The 17,462-nt window shown below is 65.0% G+C and carries 21 protein-coding genes; 17 read left to right on the top strand and 4 right to left on the bottom strand.

The features are described from left to right. The 3 genes from VGN66_RS17740 to VGN66_RS17730 are packed head-to-tail and all read left to right on the top strand — an operon-like array spanning position 1 to position 2,104. A complete protein-coding gene (locus VGN66_RS17740; protein ID WP_327520298.1) occupies positions 1-270 on the top strand; it encodes a PqqD family protein in 270 nt (89 codons plus the stop codon). Positions 271-278: 8 nt separating this feature from the next. Continuing rightward, positions 279-1,184 carry a 2OG-Fe(II) oxygenase gene (locus tag VGN66_RS17735; RefSeq protein ID WP_327520103.1) on the top strand — a complete coding sequence of 302 codons (906 nt, stop codon included), beginning with the start codon at positions 279-281 and terminating at the stop codon, positions 1,182-1,184. Further along, on the top strand, positions 1,181-2,104 hold the full coding sequence (locus VGN66_RS17730; RefSeq protein WP_327520102.1) for a hypothetical protein: 924 nt from the start codon (positions 1,181-1,183) through the stop codon (positions 2,102-2,104). Before VGN66_RS17735 ends, VGN66_RS17730 begins: the two co-directional genes overlap by 4 nt. Positions 2,105-2,679: 575 nt before the next feature. On the opposite strand, the gene VGN66_RS17725 is transcribed toward VGN66_RS17730, so the two are convergent. Next, positions 2,680-3,012, bottom strand: a complete 333-nt coding sequence (locus VGN66_RS17725; RefSeq protein WP_327520101.1) for a helix-turn-helix domain-containing protein — start codon at positions 3,010-3,012, stop codon at positions 2,680-2,682. A gap of 134 nt (positions 3,013-3,146) precedes the next feature. Between VGN66_RS17725 and VGN66_RS17720 the strand changes: the two genes are divergently transcribed. The 13 genes from VGN66_RS17720 to VGN66_RS17660 all read left to right on the top strand — a co-directional run bounded on the left by VGN66_RS17720 (position 3,147) and on the right by VGN66_RS17660 (position 15,565). Further along, complete coding sequence (locus VGN66_RS17720) at positions 3,147-3,719, top strand: FMN-dependent NADH-azoreductase (protein WP_327520100.1); 573 nt, start codon at positions 3,147-3,149, stop codon at positions 3,717-3,719. A gap of 457 nt (positions 3,720-4,176) precedes the next feature. Further along, positions 4,177-4,950: an alpha/beta fold hydrolase gene (locus VGN66_RS17715; RefSeq protein ID WP_327520099.1), complete on the top strand. Its 774-nt coding sequence runs from the start codon at positions 4,177-4,179 to the stop codon at positions 4,948-4,950. Between the two features lie 1,010 nt (positions 4,951-5,960). After that, complete coding sequence (locus VGN66_RS17710) at positions 5,961-6,989, top strand: ArdC family protein (RefSeq protein WP_327520098.1); 1,029 nt, start codon at positions 5,961-5,963, stop codon at positions 6,987-6,989. Continuing rightward, positions 6,980-7,417 (top strand): DUF2958 domain-containing protein, encoded by a 438-nt coding sequence (locus VGN66_RS17705; RefSeq protein ID WP_327520097.1) that lies wholly within the window; start codon positions 6,980-6,982, stop codon positions 7,415-7,417. The genes VGN66_RS17710 and VGN66_RS17705 overlap by 10 nt, the downstream gene beginning before the upstream one ends. Before the next feature lie 111 nt (positions 7,418-7,528). Continuing rightward, positions 7,529-9,331, top strand: a complete 1,803-nt coding sequence (locus VGN66_RS17700; RefSeq protein ID WP_327520096.1) for a ParB/RepB/Spo0J family partition protein — start codon at positions 7,529-7,531, stop codon at positions 9,329-9,331. Between the two features lie 583 nt (positions 9,332-9,914). Beyond that, a complete protein-coding gene (locus VGN66_RS17695) occupies positions 9,915-10,322 on the top strand; it encodes a nuclease (protein ID WP_327520095.1) in 408 nt (135 codons plus the stop codon). Next, a complete protein-coding gene (locus tag VGN66_RS17690; protein WP_327520094.1) occupies positions 10,319-10,891 on the top strand; it encodes an alpha-ketoglutarate-dependent dioxygenase AlkB in 573 nt (190 codons plus the stop codon). The genes VGN66_RS17695 and VGN66_RS17690 overlap by 4 nt, the downstream gene beginning before the upstream one ends. 3 nt (positions 10,892-10,894) lie before the next feature. Beyond that, positions 10,895-11,224 (top strand): hypothetical protein, encoded by a 330-nt coding sequence (locus VGN66_RS17685; protein ID WP_327520093.1) that lies wholly within the window; start codon positions 10,895-10,897, stop codon positions 11,222-11,224. 221 nt (positions 11,225-11,445) lie between these two features. Next, positions 11,446-11,895 (top strand): DUF1810 domain-containing protein, encoded by a 450-nt coding sequence (locus VGN66_RS17680; RefSeq protein WP_327520092.1) that lies wholly within the window; start codon positions 11,446-11,448, stop codon positions 11,893-11,895. Positions 11,896-12,069: 174 nt separating this feature from the next. Next, complete coding sequence (locus VGN66_RS17675; RefSeq protein WP_327520091.1) at positions 12,070-13,377, top strand: SidA/IucD/PvdA family monooxygenase; 1,308 nt, start codon at positions 12,070-12,072, stop codon at positions 13,375-13,377. A 104-nt stretch (positions 13,378-13,481) separates the two neighbouring features. Beyond that, a complete protein-coding gene (locus VGN66_RS17670) occupies positions 13,482-13,805 on the top strand; it encodes a hypothetical protein (protein ID WP_327520090.1) in 324 nt (107 codons plus the stop codon). 176 nt (positions 13,806-13,981) lie between these two features. Beyond that, on the top strand, positions 13,982-15,124 hold the full coding sequence (locus tag VGN66_RS17665; protein ID WP_327520089.1) for a hypothetical protein: 1,143 nt from the start codon (positions 13,982-13,984) through the stop codon (positions 15,122-15,124). Between the two features lie 210 nt (positions 15,125-15,334). Further along, positions 15,335-15,565: a hypothetical protein gene (locus VGN66_RS17660; protein ID WP_327520088.1), complete on the top strand. Its 231-nt coding sequence runs from the start codon at positions 15,335-15,337 to the stop codon at positions 15,563-15,565. A gap of 187 nt (positions 15,566-15,752) precedes the next feature. Here VGN66_RS17660 and VGN66_RS17655 read toward each other — a convergent pair whose 3' ends face one another. The 3 genes from VGN66_RS17655 to VGN66_RS17645 all read right to left on the bottom strand — a co-directional run bounded on the left by VGN66_RS17655 (position 15,753) and on the right by VGN66_RS17645 (position 16,869). Then, a complete protein-coding gene (locus VGN66_RS17655; protein WP_327520087.1) occupies positions 15,753-15,971 on the bottom strand; it encodes a hypothetical protein in 219 nt (72 codons plus the stop codon). 165 nt (positions 15,972-16,136) lie between these two features. After that, positions 16,137-16,655: a hypothetical protein gene (locus tag VGN66_RS17650; protein WP_327520086.1), complete on the bottom strand. Its 519-nt coding sequence runs from the start codon at positions 16,653-16,655 to the stop codon at positions 16,137-16,139. A 10-nt stretch (positions 16,656-16,665) separates the two neighbouring features. Next, positions 16,666-16,869 carry a hypothetical protein gene (locus VGN66_RS17645; protein WP_327520085.1) on the bottom strand — a complete coding sequence of 68 codons (204 nt, stop codon included), beginning with the start codon at positions 16,867-16,869 and terminating at the stop codon, positions 16,666-16,668. Between the two features lie 385 nt (positions 16,870-17,254). Between VGN66_RS17645 and VGN66_RS17640 the strand changes: the two genes are divergently transcribed. Then, positions 17,255-17,461 carry a hypothetical protein gene (locus VGN66_RS17640; RefSeq protein ID WP_327520084.1) on the top strand — a complete coding sequence of 69 codons (207 nt, stop codon included), beginning with the start codon at positions 17,255-17,257 and terminating at the stop codon, positions 17,459-17,461. The last annotated feature ends 1 nt before the right edge of the window (position 17,462 follow it).

Genomic DNA, 17,462 nt, shown 5'->3' with positions numbered 1-17,462 from the left:
ATGCAGGACGTATTCGCATATGCCGATGATGTGATGATGGCTGAGTCGGGCGAGATGAAAATTTTAATGTCGATAGACACCGGAGATTTCATCGAACTGAACAAGACGGGTCGCGTCATTTGGGATCTTGTTGATGGCGCTCGGACGTTGGATCAGATCGCCGCAATAATCCAAGAGAAATACTCGCTAACTTCGTTACAATGTGAGGCGGATCTAAAAAATTTCTTCGCGGGGCTCCAATCTGCAAAACTCGTGAAACGAGCGGATTAACAGCACAGATGCGGAACCAGACGCAGGAATATTATGAGAAGCTGACGCGACTGAGCAATCGTAGTGACACGCACGCATTGCTGGAGCAGCTGGACGCGCGCATCGCCTTGGGCAGGGCCGGTGCGCAACCCCATCTCATGCGGGCGAATCTTCTGAGGCGATGTGGGGATCTAAGGTCAGCGCGGGCAGCCTTTGTCGACCATCTGAACGCGGTGGGGGCGGAGGACGTACTAGAGGCTTTCGATCCAGAGGCCGTCATCCCGCCGGGCCTCCGGTCGCCGGGCAACCACGTCATTTCGCCGATTCTAGTGATCGACGATTTTCTGCCCGTGGACGAGATGAACGCGCTGCATCGACACGCTTGCGATCTTGAGCCGCAGTTTTTTGATGCGCGAACATTCTCGGAAACCGCGGTTTATGATCCGGCAAAGCGGCGTACGCTCGTAAACCCGCAATTCACTTATAAGCGCCAATATTTTCTCGATTTCCTCGACGCTAATCTCGAGAGATTTCAACGTGCACTCGGTCTGCCGAAGTTCAAGGTGGACCGGGTCGAGATTAAGCTAACAAATCATATCGAAGGTGGCTTCTTCAAGCCTCATGCCGACAACCACGGCCCTGTTGCAAGCGCGGGGCGAGCTATTACTTGGCTCTATTATTTCGCGCAGGTCCCGGTACGGTTTACTGGAGGCGAATTGTCGGTCCTGGACACAGATCTCGGGAGGCAGGAAATCTCGCCCAGCTGGTTTACCAAAGTAGCGGCGATCCCGAACCGGCTAGTTGTGTTTCCCAGCTGGTTCTATCATGCGGTCGGGCCAACCCATCTCGCCGAACATCACTTCGCGGGCGGTCGCTTCGCAGTCAGCAGCCATGTTCGAAAACTTGCCGACACGTCACACTGGGCCACGCCGTGAGCAGCAATTTGCGTCTGCCATATCTGTTTAAGCGCTATGGTCACCACAATGTTGTTCGCCTGATCGATCCCGATCTGCTCGATATGACTCAGCCGTTTTTCAGCGCGAGCGTCGCGGAGAGGACCGGACATGTTGGCATGATAGGGTTCGACGAGTGGCTCTCTGTCCAACCTGAAGTGAGCGATGGCTTCGCTAACTTTAGCGCCATATTTCATGTGTCCCGGTGCGGCTCGACATTGCTTGCGAGCAATATCAGAGCGAGTGGGCAGGCTATGGTATTGAGCGAGCCACCATTTTTCCGCATCCTTCGTCATCGCATGTGGGGCAGCATTAGCGCCGATGTGGCGATGCGCGCCTGTCTTGCGATGCTGAACGCCTGGCGCGGCTGGGCGCAGGAACGCGGAGCGCCCCTGGTGGTCAAGTTCGGAAGCCAAATGCACCTTCACCACCGCAATCTACTCGATCGAATGCCTGCAGCGCGGTTCATCTTCCTGCATCGAGAGCCAAGCGCTGTGCTGGAATCCCTCTCCCGAAAGCCACCGCCGTATCTTCAGGCGGGCAGGTTGAAGGAGTTGATCTCATTGCCGATAATTACTCCGACCGAGTCGGATCCGGTGCTGATTGCAGCGACTCACCGCTATTGCGCGGCGCTTGATTCTTTTGCGTCGCTCTCCCGAGAAAATATGATTTCAGTGGGCTACGAACAACTTAGCGCGCGCTACGCCGAAATACTGGCGCACTTCGGGCTCGATCCCGAATCGGCACCGCCATGGTGCGGTCAGCGGGACGCAAAGGCCTCCGGGGGCGAGCCAAAACCTTATGTCCCCGTGTCAGCAGAACGGCTCGCGCTATTTTCGGAAAGCCACAACGAAATACTGGCCTACGCCTCTTGGCGTTACCAGATTTTCCTGACGGGCTAGGGAGCGGCCTCCAACTTGTCGAGATAGTCATTGGATTGGAGCACGTTCGAGGTGGCGGGTCATGGCCTCAGGTCACTGAGCGGTGCGCAGGCCCAATTTTACGCGGTAGTTGCACATCCTGTCCGGGTTAATCGATCCGCTGAAGCGGCATTCAACCGTGCGCTGAGTCGCAAAGCACGGTCCACCTGTGGCGGTTGGAATGTCGTCATAATTGAGCGCGAGCCCGGCGCTGAGATCGATGCACGTGGGTGTGGTGCTCGCGATTTGGGTGCGTCTTGCACAGCTCGCCCCTCAACGTGTCCGGAGCCGCTAATCGTGCCCCCATAACCGTGCTTATACTGCGAGCCATAACCACGGCACACGCTCTCGACCGAGAATGAGTGACATGTCCTCGACCGTCTGCTTCGGCGGGTGTCTGTCCAAAAGCGGATATGCGGCAAGCGGCCACAAACGGCCGGGCCGGTTTCGCCATCAGCTGACAATTAGCAAAGCGCCATATCAGCCAATCAGGCGCCCAGTGCCCGATGAGCCCCGGAAATTGTCGCGCCGCCCCGGCACGTTCATCGCACAGACCGTTATTCCGAAGCTACCCGCGCGTCGAACGCGGCTTGGCTGGCATGGATCGCCGCTTCTTGATCCACCACCCAGCGCCCCAAGTCCTGGCCGAGCGCAGCCAGCGAATGCCCCAGCGGGGTGAGGGCATATTCGACCATCGGCGGAACCGTGGGACGCACTGTCCGGGTCACTACGCCATCGCGTTCGAGGCGGCGCAGCGTGCGGGTGAGCATCTGTTGTGATATCCCCGCGACAGCCCTGCGCAGTTCATTGAAGCGCAGCGTACCCGACGCAAGCACGACGACGACCGGCAACGTCCATCGATCCCCGATCCATCCCAGATGGCGCGCCACCTCCTGGCATCGGGCGGGGTTATGCGTCGTGGAAGCGGTCATATCCATGTGACTAGGTCTCGAAAATATGCGTTCTTGGCCGGGCGAAGGGGCACTCTACGTGGTGTGGGCCACGTAAGACAGGAACAGGCCCCATGCACCTACTTCATCTTGATTCATCGATCCAAGGCGACTCTTCGGTCAGCCGCATCCTTTCCGCCGCGATCGTCGAACAGCTGCGCCGGTCGCACAGCGGACTTGAGCTGTCCTACCGCGATCTTTGCGCACAGCCGCTGCCACACTTGACCCTTCCCGGCTTCGCCACGCCCGAGGCGACCGCCACGCTCGACGCGTTCCTTGCTGCCGACATCGTGGTGATTGGCGCTGCGATGTACAATTTCGGGATCCCCACACAGCTCAAGAGCTGGTTCGACCACATCCTCATCGCCGGCAAGACGTTCCGCTATGGCGAGAACGGGGTCGAAGGTCTGGCCGGCGGCAAGCGCGTCCTGGTCGCACTGGCACGCGGCGGCCACTATGCCGATGGCTCGGCTGCATCGGAACATGCCGAAACGCATCTGCGCGCAATGCTTGGCTTTATCGGCATCGCGCAGCCCGAATTCGTGATCGCCGAAGGTGTCGCCTACGGGCCCGAACAGCGAGAAATGGCAATCGCATCGGCGCTAGATCAGGTTGCTGCGATCCAGGGCGACTTCGCGCCGGCGTGAAGCCGACGACTTGATCGCACTGCGATGCGCCAGGCGCTACCGGTTACGGGGTGGGCCGGGTGGTCGTCAGCAACGCGGCGTCCGGTGCCTTTCAGGTTCACCGCCGCCCTATCGGCTAGTGCCGACCGGGCCCGGCTGACGCCGGATCCCGGCCCTGCGGGTGACGGTCCGCTTCCGGGGAGGGGGCAGGTTCGGCTTATTATCTGACGGTCCTATAGGCGCTGCCAAAATCTGTCGGCTGGCTTCGGCGCAAACTCCCTGTCCGCAATGCGCCTCAATTTCAGTCGTTACGGTTTGAGGCTTAGTTACCCGTTAGCTGCCACTGGCTCAGCCTTACGAACGACCATGCCCGCTGCTCTTAGTTACCCGGAAATAGGAGTCGATCACAGAGAAACTTGATTGGCCCCGAAGTCTAACTCCGATCGTTGAGCAATATGATCCATCGGAGGTTTCCTGAATGAACGAAGTCCAACGCGGCACCGGTCGCAGGCTATTACTTGTTCACGGTCTAGGCGGCAGTTGGCAATCGTGGAGCACCGTCATGGCCGCGCTCGCCGCCGAAAGGACGGTGATTATGATTGATCTTCCTGGTCATGGCGCCACCCCGGCAGAACGCGATAGCGGAACCTTTCTCGGACTTGTTGGCAGCGTTGAGCGGTATATCTCCGACAACCAACTGGACGGCATCGACGTCGTCGGTAGCTCGATGGGAGCAAGGATCGTGCTCGAACTGGCACGGCGAGGCCGCGTTGGCTCCGTCGTGGCACTTGACCCTGGTGGCTTTTGGCGCGGGTGGGAGCGCACATTCTTCAAGACGACTATAGGCGTCTCCGGCCGGCTGCTTCGGGCAATTCGGCCGGCTCTGCCCACGCTGAGCAATAATGCCGCATCACGCACAGCGTTGCTGGCGCAGCTGTCCGCGCGACCTTGGGCGCTTGATCCGCAAACCGTTGCGACGGAACTGGGAAGCCTGAGTACAACTCCGACATTCGACGCATTGGTTCAAGATCTGGCGAGCGGGCCCGAGCAAGTTGGCCCAGCAGCCGATCCTTCACAGCGGATTGTAATCGGTTGGGGTCGCCATGATCGGCTGTGTCTGCCGACGCAGGCGGCGCGGGCGATGGCTGCCTTTCCTTCTGCCCAAATGCATTGGTTTGAGCACAGCGGACATTTTCCTATGTGGGACCAGCCGGAAGAAACTGTCTCCGTGATCCTTGACGCGAGCCGGTAACGTTCGCGCCCTTGTTAAACAGCCGAGAGCGATGACGACGCCTGCGCCCGCAAGGCGGGTATCCGTTGCGTCGCGCCCGATACCTGCCAGTCCACTCACGGCCCAAAAATCGCCGGCCCGGTTCGGAACCTGCAGCCAGTCGGCGAACTGACCCCGGACAACATCGCGGATCGTTGGCGGTTGCCCAAGGCGTGCGCGAATCGAAGACGCTCCACCAGAAGCTCGACCAAATGCGCGCATGCGCGCAGGGGGTTCGTCCCACCTTCGAAGACTGCGGGTAACGGTTCGAGATTGCCATCGATTGATGGGCGGGGGCGATCGGTCGTGTCGGGACCCTGCCGCCTCGCGCGGGACTGTCCGCGCGATCGCCGCTCTATGGCTCCGGTCCCGTCCCCACCGAGCCTCGGGGCGGGTCTCGGCCATGCGGTGACGATCGGCTGGCGGGGCCAGCGCTGCTGGCCGAACGTGGAGCGGGGCTCTTGACGCACACTGCCGGACGGCTGCGGCCGCCCACACGCTGGCGCGGTGGGGTGGCCGCAGCCGCCGGACAGGGTGCGGCGCCCGATCGCGGCCCCGCAGGCACTCCGCCTTGCGGCCGGGCGGCGCGCCCGGTTTCGCGCCCGGACGCCATGCCCCGTCCAGGCTGCGAAGCCCGGTGCGCTGCCGCTGTTCCGGCCGACGCGGTGCGGGGTGCCGGTTTTCTGTTGCCGCCGGGCTTGCCGCCCGGCGGGGTGCGTGCGGTCGCCACGCTGGCGCGCGGCGGCGTTGCTTGTGGCCTCTCCCGTTCAAGCGGGGATGGGCGGCGCGCCCTGCTAGGCGCGGCCGCGGGGCCGGCAAGCCGCTGACGCGGCTCCTTCACTGCGTTGCGGCCCTGCCACCCCGTCGCTGCGCGCCGGGGACCCCGGACAGGGTGCAGGCCCCGCTCGTTGCCGCGCCTCTGCGGTCGCTCGTGCCGCCCACCCCCGCTTTTCCGGGGAGGCCTTGTGCGGGGCGGGGAAGGAGTGACGCTGATGCCTGCTACCAAACGTTCCGTCCGGACCATCCGCCGGACCCCCGATCAATCGTCGACGTCGACCAAGCGCACCCGAGCGAGCCGGGCCGACGCGGCAAGCGCACGCGCGCGCGGGACAGCGCCGCCGCGCCGTGACCTTTATGCCGAGGTGACCGCCGCGATCATCGCGCAGCTTGAAGCCGGGCGCGTGCCATGGGTGCAGCCTTGGGGGTCAGGGGCCGCGACCGGGGTCGCGATGCCGCGCAACGCGCTCACCGCCCGGCCCTATTCGGGGATCAATGTCCTGATCCTGTGGGGCGCGGTGATCGAACAGGGCTGGCCCTCGCAAAGCTGGGTGACCTTCAAGCAAGCGATTGAGGCGGGCGGGCGCGTGCGCAAGGGCGAGCGCGGCACCGGGGTGGTCTATGCCGACCGCTTCGTGCCGCAGGGCGAGAAGCAGCGCGCCGCGCGCGATGGCGGCGAGGCCAAAGCGGTGCCGTTCCTCAAGCGCTTTACCGTGTTCAACGTCGCGCAGTGCGAAGGCTTGCGCGCGGGACTCGCAAGCGATCCCGCGCCGCTTGCCGAACGCGAGATCGTGCCGGTCGCCGAACAGGTGATCGCCGCTTCGGGGGTGCCGTTCCGGATCGGCGGGGCGCAGGCTTATTACGCGCCCGCGCAGGATTTCGTGCAGGTCCCGCCGCAGCCCGCCTTTTTCGAGCAGATCAACTACTACCGCACCGCACTGCACGAGCTGACCCACGCGACGGGCCACCCCTCACGGCTTGCGCGCCAGATCCTCAATCCGTTCGGGTCGAAGGATTATGCGCGCGAGGAACTGGTCGCCGAACTCGGCTCGGCATTCCTGTGCGCTGCGCTCGGGATCGCGCCGACCGTGCGCCACGCCGATTATCTCGGCGCGTGGCTGGCGGTGCTCAAGGAGGATAACCGCGCGATCTTTCGCGCCGCCTCGCAGGCGAGCAAGGCCGCCGACTGGCTGCTCGCGCGCCATGCCGAGGCGCAGGCGCGGGAGGAAGCACCATGTGCCTGATCCCGCCCGCGCTGATTGCGGCGCTGCGCGCCGCTGACCGCAACCGCCATGCCGCCATGGCAGCGGGCGCCCCGACCCCCGATCCGGTGCCTTTGGTCAAATTGTTCAACCCGTGCGGCGCGGCGACCTGGCTTGCCACCGAACTCGATCGCGATGGCGACACGCTGTTCGGCCTTGCCGATCTTGGCTTTGGCTATCCCGAGCTTGGCTGTTTCTCGCTGAGCGAGATCGGCGCGGTGCGCCTGCCCTTTGGCCTGCGCATCGCGCGCGACCCCGGCTTTGCCACGCGCTTTCCGCTCTCGGTCTGGCTCGACGCCGCGCAGCTGACCGGCGGCATCATCGGCGCGCAGCGCCTGCTCGACTTTGTCGGCAGCGCCGCCGCGCGGCGCGACCCCGAGCTTCCGCCCTCCGGACCGGGAGGCGGTTGAGGGGGCGGGTCGAACACCGCTTCGACCCGCCTCCGAACGCGGGCGGCCGTCCGCCGCCATCCGACCGGGGCGTCGCCGTGGCGCGCACCGGTCCCAAGAAGGAGCAGACCCATGAAACTCGACCATATCCCGCTCGACCGCCTCTCGGTCAGCAAGACCAATATGCGTTATGGCAAGAAGCCGCCCGATGTGTCCGACATCCTGCCCACCGTGCGCAAGCGCGGGGTGATCGTGCCGGTGCTGGTCCGCCCCAATTGCGAGGCTGGCGCGTTCGAGATCGTCGCGGGCGCGCGGCGCTTTCGCGCGGCGCAGATCGTCGCGGAAGAAACCGGGCATGCCGAACCGCTGCCCTGCGCGATCCTCGACCATGACGATGATGCCGCCGCGATCGAGGCCTCGCTGATCGAGAATATCGCGCGGCTCGACCCCAATGAAGTCAGCCGCTGGGAGACGTTCGTGCGGCTGGTCAAGCAGGGCCAGACGCCGGAGGATATCGGCGCGACCTTCGGGCTTCCCGACCTGACCGTGCGGCGCATCCTCGCGCTCGGCAACCTGCTGCCGCGCATCCGCGACCTCTACCGCGCCGACAGGCTCGATCCCGCGACCGTCCGCCATTTGACCATGGCGAGCAAGGCGCAGCAAAAATCATGGCTGGCGCTATATGACGATCCGGACGCCTACGCCCCATCGGGCTATCAGCTCAAGGCGTGGCTGTTCGGCGGCGCGGCGATCAAGGCGGCAAATGCGCTGTTCCCGATCGCGGAGAGCGGGGTCGCGATCATCGCCGACCTGTTCGGCGAGGACGCCTATGTCGCCGACCCCGATGCGTTCTGGATCGCGCAGAATGCCGCGATCGATGCGCGCCGCGCCGACTATCTCGAGGAAGGCTGGGCCGATGTCGTGATCGTGCCGCCGTCCGAGCAGTTCCACGTCTGGGAAGTTGAAAAGGCGGGCAAGCGCCGGGGCGGGCGCGTCTATGTCGATGTCCGCGCCAATGGCGAGGTGATCTTTCACGAAGGCTATGTCAGCCGCGCCGAGGCGCGCCGCGCCGCCAAGGGCGACGCGCCCGAGGCGACCAAGCCCGCACGGCCCGAGGTGACGTCGATCATGCAGACCTATCTCGACCTGCATCGCCATGCCGCGGTGCGCGCGGTGCTGGTCGATCAGCCGGGCATCGCGCTGCGGCTGATGGTCGCCCACGCGATTGTCGGATCGCACCTGTTCCGCGTCACCCCCGAGCCGCAAAGCGTGCGCAGCGATGCGGTCGCCGAGTCGGTCGAGACCTGTCGCGGCGAAGCCGTGTTCGACGCCAAGCGCCGCGCGGTGCTCGGCCTGCTCGGCTTCGACCCCGAGGCGGCAACGGTTACCGGCGGCCATGGTGACGCGTTCGGACTGGCCGGGCTGTTCTACCGGCTGATCGAGCTTCCCGACCCGTGCGTGATGGAGGTGGTCGCGGTGGTGATGGGCGAGGCGCTGGCGAGCGGCAGCGCAGCGGTCGATGCCGCCGGGCTGCAGCTGGGCGTCGATATGGCCGACTGGTGGCAGGCCGATGCCGCGTTCTTTGACCTGATCCGCGACCGCGAGGTGCTGCTCGCGATCCTCGCCGAGGTCGCAGGGGAGGCCGTCGTGACCGCCAATGCAGGCGAGAAGGGCAAGGCGCTCAAGGCAATCATCCGCGACTGCCTTGAGGGGACCGGGGGGCGCGCCAGGATCGAGCGCTGGGTGCCGCGCTGGATGGCGTTCCCGCCCGCCGCCTATACCGCGCGCGGCGGGGTCGGCACGGTGCGCACCGCTGCTCCTGCTGCCTCGGCGGCGACATCGGCAGCGGCGACGGCGGATGCCCCCGAGGACCCCGATCCCACCGCCCCAGCAGGCGCGATCGTGCCCGAGGACGAACCCCGGCTCGCTGCCTGATCCTGTGCCCAGCTTTACCCCCGCGCGTGTGGCGCGCGGGGGGCTTGTCGCGTCTGTTACGGATGCGCATCGAAAATTTGGCCGCCCGCCTGCACCCGTGGCCGGGCGCGGGCGGGCGGCAACCGCTGGCGCGGTGAGGACGCGGCACGCGGACGAATGGGAGAGCACAGGCGGGCGGGGAGTGCGGAGTTGCGCGCGCGAGCGGGAAGCGTGACGGGGACGGCAGGGGGACGGCGAGGACAGGATGGCGGCGAGGGCAGGGCGGCGCGCGGGGACCGGACCGGGCGCGGGACGGTGCGGGGCGAGAGGTTTGCGCGGCTGGACGTTGCCGAGAGCACGGGACCGGCTGGGACGCACGGCGCAAGGCGTAGGCGGATGACCGTCGCGGGACGCATGGGAAGGGTCGTGATGCTAAGGAGCGGTCGGAGAATTCGGCGCGAAGTGATTGAGTTAGCAGGAGGAGGCGAAGCGCCGAGCGACGGGAGGACGGGGAGGGGGCAGGGAGCCGGTCGGCACCTCGGTCCGTCGTGTTTGTCGCCCATGCCGGGGTGAAAAGCCGACATTCCAACCTCATATCGCGCGCATGCACCTGCGCCTTCGATATCTGATCCTCCCCGTCCTGCTTGCCGGCTGGGCGACGCCCGCGCTGGCCGATCCGTGCGAGGGCAAGCTCCCCGCGCCGGGGACGCAGTTCTCCGGGGTGGTGCGCTATGTCGGTGATGGCGACAGCCTGTGCGTCGGGCCGGCGGGGCAGCCTGCACGCTGGATCGAAATCCGTCTCGCCGACTTCTACGCGCCCGAGCTCAACGCGCCGGGCGGGCGCGATGCCAAGCGCGCGCTCGAGACGCTGACGCGCGGCCGCAATTTGGTCTGCCGCGCGGGCCGGCGCAGCTACGACCGGGTGGTTGCCCGCTGCACGCTTGGCGGGGTCGCGCTTGGCGACCGGATGCGCGCCGCCGGGATCGGCGAAGGTGGACGCGGACGACGATGACGCTGGCGCTGCCCGGCCTGTTCGACGCGCCGCTGCTTCCCGGGCTCAAGATGGCGCCCGATCTGGTGAGCGCGCCCGAGCAGGCGGCGCTGATTGCCGGGATCGATGCCAGCGGGCTGACCCCGTTCCGCTTCCAGGGCTGGACCGGCAAGCGGCTCACGCAATCGTTCGGCTGGTCCTATGATTTCGATACCGGACGCTTTGCCCCGACCACGCCCATGCCGGACTGGCTCGAGGCGGTACGCATGCGGGCTGCCGCGTTCGCCGGGCTAGCGCCCGACGCGCTCGTCCAGGCGCTGCTGATCCGCTATGATCCCGGAGCGAGCATCGGCTGGCACAGGGACCGCCCGGTGTTTGAGCATGTCGTCGGGGTCTCGCTCGGCGCGGCGGCAGCGCTGCGCTTGCGGCGGCGGGTCGGCGCGAAGTTCGAACGGCGCAGTGTGCCGCTCGCGCCGGGGTCGGTCTATCACCTCGCGGGCGAGGCCCGCCATGGCTGGGAGCACAGCATCGCCCCGCTTGAGGCACCGCGCTGGTCGATCACCTTTCGCAGCCTCGCGGCAGGGCGCTGATCCGTGTCGCAGGACGACCCGCGCTACCCCACCACCCCCGATGGCCGCTATTTCGTGGTGCGCGGGCGGCTGTGGCGCAGGAGCAATCCGGCGCTTGACGAAACCGAGCGCGCGCGGCTGGTCGCCGAGCTGATGGCGGCGCGGCGCGCGGTCGGGCTTGCGGGGAAGGCCGGCGACGCATCGGCGGTGGCGCAGGCGCGCGCGCAGGTCGATCGCTCCAAGCGCGCGCTGGGCGAGCGTGGACCGATGTGGTGGGATGACGGTGCACCGGACTTCAACCGGTGCATGGCGGTCAACACGCCCTATGCCGACTGGTTCGCCGCGCTGCGCTGACGACGGACGGGCTTATAGACATAGAACTCGGTCGGCACGGCTCTGCAGGCGCCCGTCAGCAGGACCGGTGCACGCGAGGCGAGCGGGTCGGCTGCGTGCAGGTCCAGCTGCTTGAGCCGGCGCAACATGTGACCGGATCAGGGCCAGCGCGGTCGACATGACAGGCAGTTATGCTACGAACAATGCAAGAACATGGGGAATCGACGAAGGGGGATCGCGCAGTGGCGGTGATCGAGCATGGCGGTATTGGCGAGATCGATCTGGACCGGTTCGTGACCGCGCAGCAGGGCGTTTATGATCTGGCACTGGCGGAGATCCGCGCTGGTGCCAAGCGGTCGCACTGGATGTGGTTCATCTTCCCCCAACTCACGGGCCTCGGGCGCAGCGAGACGGCGCAGTTCTTTGCGATCCGCTCGCTCGAGGAAGCGCGCGCTTATCTTCGCGACCCGATCCTGGGTGCCCGCTACCTTGAGTGCGTGAGCGAGTTGCAGGACCTCGACAATGCCGACGCAGTTGCCGTGTTCGGCGATGTGGATGCGCTTAAGTTGCGTTCTTCGCTGACCTTGTTCGAGGCGGCGCGTCCTCTTGCCTTGTTCGAAGATGCGCTCGTTCGCTGGTTCGGCGGCAACGCGGACCCTGAGACAATTCGACTGCTCGATGAAGCGCGCTAGACGTGACTAGAGCGCCCTGTCTTGCGAGATGCCTACCTGATTGCCTGAAGTATGGGCCATGTTTGCGCTTAACCGTTGATGGGTGATACCTCCATTATGGTTCGAAAAAAGCATTAGGAAAATTCGCGGCGTCCACGCACTTCTGTAGGTTCCGGTTCGAGCACTGGGGGGACGATGACTCGATTGGCAATTGTCGGGGCGGGGCCTAAAGCCGCCGCGCTCGTGGCGCGTGCTTCTGAATTGCGCGCGGAGTTGGGAACACACCGTGTTCCTGAGCTGATCGTTTTCGAACGCGCCAAGGTCGGAGCGGCTTGGGACGGGACCGACGAATATAGCAGCGGCTTTGTGTCGCTTTGTACGCCTGGCGAGAAGGATGTCTGCTTCCCTTATGACGATGTTTGGGATGGCGAGGGCGAATTCGTCTCGCTTGCCTCCCGCCTTCATGCGCGCTTCTCGTGGTCGGCCTATCTAGTCGCAACCGGCCGCTACGCGACCTGGGTCGATCGTGGCCGCGACCATCCCGATCACGAGCGATTTGCCGATTATCTCGATTGGGTGTTCGACGCCGCGGATCACGATATCGTTCAGGGGGATGTTAAACGGATCTGGCAGCTGCCGACGGGTAAATGGTGCGTCGAGTATGAGCGGTCCGGAGTCATGCACCCTTGCGTCGTGGACGGGGTGGTTTTGACCGGAAATGGCGAGCCGCGACCGGTTGATGTCGAGGCAGGCGTTCCAGCGAAGAGAGTGTTCGATGCAGCCTCGTTCTGGAAGCATCGCGAAACTCTGCTCGGGCGTCATGGCCGCACCCTGGTGGCAGTCGCCGGCGATGGCGGTTCTGCAGGAACGATCGTCGCCTGGCTGGCGCAGCGTTTTGCTGAACGCAAGGGTCGGATCATCTCAATCAGTCCTATGGGGACCTTGTTTCCCCGTGGTGACGGGCATGCTGAGCGACGCTGGTTCACCGATCCCGCGGACTGGTCGAAGCTCACACTCGACCATCGCCGAAAGCTGATCGAGCGCACCGAGGCAGGCGTTATCTCGATGCGCAACAAGAGCGTGATCGATGGGTCGGGCGTTATTGACTACGAAGCCGGGTATCTGCGCAGCGTTGCGGTTGATGCGGACGGACAGCTCACGCTGTCGCTCGACTATGACGAGCGGCCACGCGAACCGCTAAGTGTCGATTTCGTGGTCAACGCAGTCGGGTTTGACGCATGGACCCGCCTGGCGCTTGTCGACCATCCGAAAACGACCGCCCTGTCAGTGACACGCACCGACGCCAATCGCGTGACGCTGGATGCGTTGCGCAAGGGCGTAGAATGGAAAATCCAGGGCGATTTGTCGCTCCCGACAAGCGAGGGCTTCCCGCCTGGTATTCATGTCCCTTCGCTGGCTGGCCTGGCCCAGGGACCTGGCATTGGAAATCTCGGTTGTCTGGGATTGATGGCGCGCAAGATTCTCCAGCCCTATCTTTCGTGAAGAAGCTGTTCAGCTTGTAGTAACCTTGCGGTAGTACATATATGCATATATACCTTTCCGTGTAACGAAGGGGGAAAGGAGTTTTTATGGCCGATGATATGGTGATGCGTTCTGTATATCTGCGCCCTGCGGAGGATGCGCAGCTGCGCCAGCTCGCGCATGAGCTCAACGTGACCAAGAGCGACCTGATCCGGTCGGCGATCAGCGTGAAGCTGCTGCAGTGGCTCCGTTCGAACGATCGCAACGAGATTCTGAAGGATGTTGAACATGGCCGTCGTGATGAAGCGGCGATCCGGAGCGGGCGGCGCTCGCGCCGCCGCGGGGCACCTGACCCGCTTCCAGTCGATGCTGAAGAAGTTGCGATGGAGGCCGAGGAGCCGCACGCACCCTTAGCCCGGCGCCGCCCCGAAAAGGCTCTGGGCGGATGATGCCCCCGACTTCCCCCCTCCTGTCACGAGCAGGCACGGGTGCAACCGTGCTTACGCTCGCAGGCGCCGCTCACGATCCCTTGGGGTCGGGGCGGCGTTTTTCGTTCTCCCGCCCTCATTCCATCAACCCTCAGCCCACCGGATAATCAACAGACCCTTGCTCGATGGAGTCGCCCATGCCCGCGGTTTCTCAATTCACTCCGATCGATGAGATCGTGATCCTTTTTGACCTGGTTCAGGCCAAGCTGGATCTACTTGAGGAAGAAACGCGGCTCGACGTGGTGAACGGAGCGATCTTCATCTATGAGCACTTTGCCGAGGCGATCGATCGCCTGTGCGACCATCGTGGACGGGCGCGCCTAACTCTTGCGGGCTGGTGTGTTTACGGGCCTGTCACGTACATTTTCGAATTCTCGCTCGATGCCATGGTGATTGTCGATTTCGTCTTCGATGCTCCCCCTGACATCGATCCTGATGGAACCGGAAATGTCGGTTTCTTCATCCTCGCACTGGGCGAGCGCAAGCGGGCCAAGAAGGTTACAAACATCCGCTCTGCGCGCATGGCACTCGGCACAGAGCCAGGCCATGGCGACGGAAATGCGGTCAGGCCGATCATTGAGGCGATCGCTGCCGAGATGGCGCGGCCTCGGGTCGTTGCCGACCGGTCTGATGTAGTCGCCAGTCGTGTTCCCCATGCGATCCAGCGCGCGCTGGTGCGGGAAATGCTGGACAAAAGCGATATGGCGGCCCGGCGCCGCCATTCGGCAAGCCCGGCAACGAGGCGTCGGCACGGCGGTCGCCTGCGCGAGGAAGATTTGATCATCGCGGCCCAGGCAGCACTTTTGCCGACGCAGCTGGCGGACCTTGTGCGTGACCGGAGCAGTGGCCTCAATCGGCGCAAGCGCGATCCGCTCGCAATCCGGGAGACCGCGCTGTCGCTCGCCGAGCGTTATCAGTTCGTCTTGAGGTTCCGGGCGATGCGAGGAGCGGATTTGGTCACGGATGGTCTCGACCTGGCCGCGTTCATCGCCGTGCTCGCCGGAGAGAGCGTGCGCAACACGCGGCGGGCCGCACTCGCCGTCAAATCCCATGCGCGGCGATCACGGCAGGCTCGGCTGGCCGAGCAGGCACTCGCCTCATGGCTGTTCCGGACTGGCAGCGGGCATGCTCTGCGACCCGACATCGTGGTGGGGCAGCGGGTCGAGAGCATCATGCCGCACGACTCTCGCTTGTCGGCGTTCTTCACTGCGGAGGCTGCGGCGCAATGGTCAGCCCTGCTCGACGGCGGCACCGACAAGGCGAAGGTCGAGGGCAATTAGCGATCGGGAGGGAGGGCGCGCGAGCGCCCTCACTTTTCCTTTCATCGGGGCTCTATAGCTCTCCTTACACCAGTCCTCGGTGCCGTTCGGCATTCGTCCCTGACGGCTGCAGCGAGCGGTCGTTGCTCGGACCAACGCGACGGCGCGGTCGGGCGCGATCTAGGCCAATAGGGGCTTGCGCGGGGCGGGGCGTCTCTGCCTAAGGGGCCGATGACCGCGAGCCAGCTTCAGGACCTGTTGATCGTGCGCCTTGTGCGCCATGCCGGGGGAACGCAGCGGCGGTGGCGCTCGGTGATCGGCCCCGTCAAGGTCCACGATCCCGAGACCCATGCCCATTGCAACTGGTCGCTCGCCCCCAGCGGCGGCACGCGCGAGATCGCCGAAGTTGAGCGCATGCTCGACATGATCCGGCTTGAGCATCCGATCGTCAGCGCCGGCTGATCGTCTCCGCTCATTGGGTGCCTGGCCTCGCCCGGTTGATGCGCCGTGCGGAGGGGGCGATGCACCTGCCGCCGTCTTCCTCAGTGCGCTTCTCGGCAATCCTTGCTCGCGTCGGTCTTGCAAGATGATCGATCGGCGGTGCGCGCGTGGGCAGCTGCAGAGCGATGCGCCAACGCTGCGCGCTCGACTAGCGCGTGGTGTCGCCGAGCAGCGCGGCGTGGGCGGCGCGCAGGATGAGCAGCCGTTCGCTGTCGCTTTGGGGCTCGTCCCACGCAAAGGCGGGGCGGGCGGCCTTGAGATCGGCCCAGATGCTGTCGGCGACCCGGTTGAGTTCGGCGAGGCTGGGATCGCGCCCTTCGGCGATGCAGGCGATAACCTCAGGCGCAATCATGTTTGGTTGCGTCATGTTCGCTCTCCCTTTTTTCCCAGAGAGTTAGGAGCGAAGACGCCGTCGAAAAGGGGAGGGTAGCACCAGTTGCGATGAGCCGTGCGGGACCGCGCCGAGGCGTTGTCGTTGGCCTGCAACTGGAGGTCGATCGGCTTCCCGATCGCGTGAGCGTTGCCCAGCAGATCAGGGCCGGTTCGCGTCTTCGATCGGAACGCCGCGCTCGATCAGCCGCTCCGCGATCCAGCGGTAAGGCAGGTGGCAGCTGGTCCAGGGATGGCGGGGCTCGGACGTCGCGGCCTTCCAGAACGCAATGAGCAGGTGGCTGTCGCGCACGAACGGGCGCAGCACGTGCAGCGCCAGCCGGACCTCGATCGTGCCGACGGCTTCATTCGCGGATCGGTCCGCCGCTTTGCGCAGAACCTGGAGTGCCAGGTTCACCAGCGCCTCGCGATGCGCGCGCCGCCGGGCGCGCTGTTTGCCGAACGGGATCGGGGACAGGTCGATCAATGGCGCGGGGCAGTGGCGCGGGCATTTGATCGCCGCGCGCGCCGCGCGCCAGTCGGTATTGCCGCCGTTGCGCCGGACCTCTGGGATCAGCATGTCCAGCTCCCAGATCTCGGTCGCCTTGCAGCCCCGGCACGTGACCCGCACCTGCGCTTCGACGCGATAGAGATCGGAGAGGCTCTTCGGATGGCCGACCACGGGCGATCGGTTACGCGAAGACGGGCAGTGCCAGCTGTTCGCCCTGGCTTGCCAGCAGCGCCCGGGCGCTCTGCGCAGCGCCAACCGCCTGGCGATAATGGACTGTCCCGAACCGCTCTGCCTCGTCGAAGCCCAGCGGAGACCAGTCCTCGCTCGGATAACAGGCGTCGTAGATTGCGCGCGCAGCCGCACGCAGCTGGAGGTCATGCTCCATGCTCAGGCTCCATCGATGTCAACGGCCGCGAATCGCGGTGGGGAGTGCGATAGAACATAAAGTGAACGTGAGGCAACGTGGTTTGCCTGAGCTGGCTTGGATCGTGGGGGCGGGAGCCGCCGGGAATCCGACGCTTGGCGACCCGGCTGAATACACGCGATTGTGCTGCCGGCATTGTCAATGAGTCACGCTTCGCAGTTTCGGCTCGGCGTTAGGTTGCGAGACATGGCCATCGCTCAATCGCTCAATCGAGAGTCGCGTGTCGGCTCTTGGGCCGTTTGCGGACTCGCAGCTTCCATGTGCCCAACGGGCGATAGCTGCCACTGCCGGTCGAAAATTCCAGACGATAGTTGCCGACCAACTCAACAGACTTGGAGCCGCTGATGTGACCGACAGCTTCGGCTCGTGGGAGCGGGCCTACCTCTACGATGACGCGCTTGGCCCCCGCTTCCTGCGCGAGGTCGCCGCGGCACCTCCCGTCGCCCGCGATGGCGGCGCCGATGAGATCTTCGCGGCCCTGGACTGGCGACGGCTGCGCCTGCAGCGGGACCAGCGCATCCCGGATTGGAGACGAAGCGCACCGCAGCCCTAGA

This window comes from Sphingomonas sp. (assembly GCF_035998645.1).
In the GTDB taxonomy this organism is placed as follows: domain Bacteria; phylum Pseudomonadota; class Alphaproteobacteria; order Sphingomonadales; family Sphingomonadaceae; genus Sphingomonas.
This window is presented reverse-complemented; position numbering and strand designations above follow the sequence as displayed.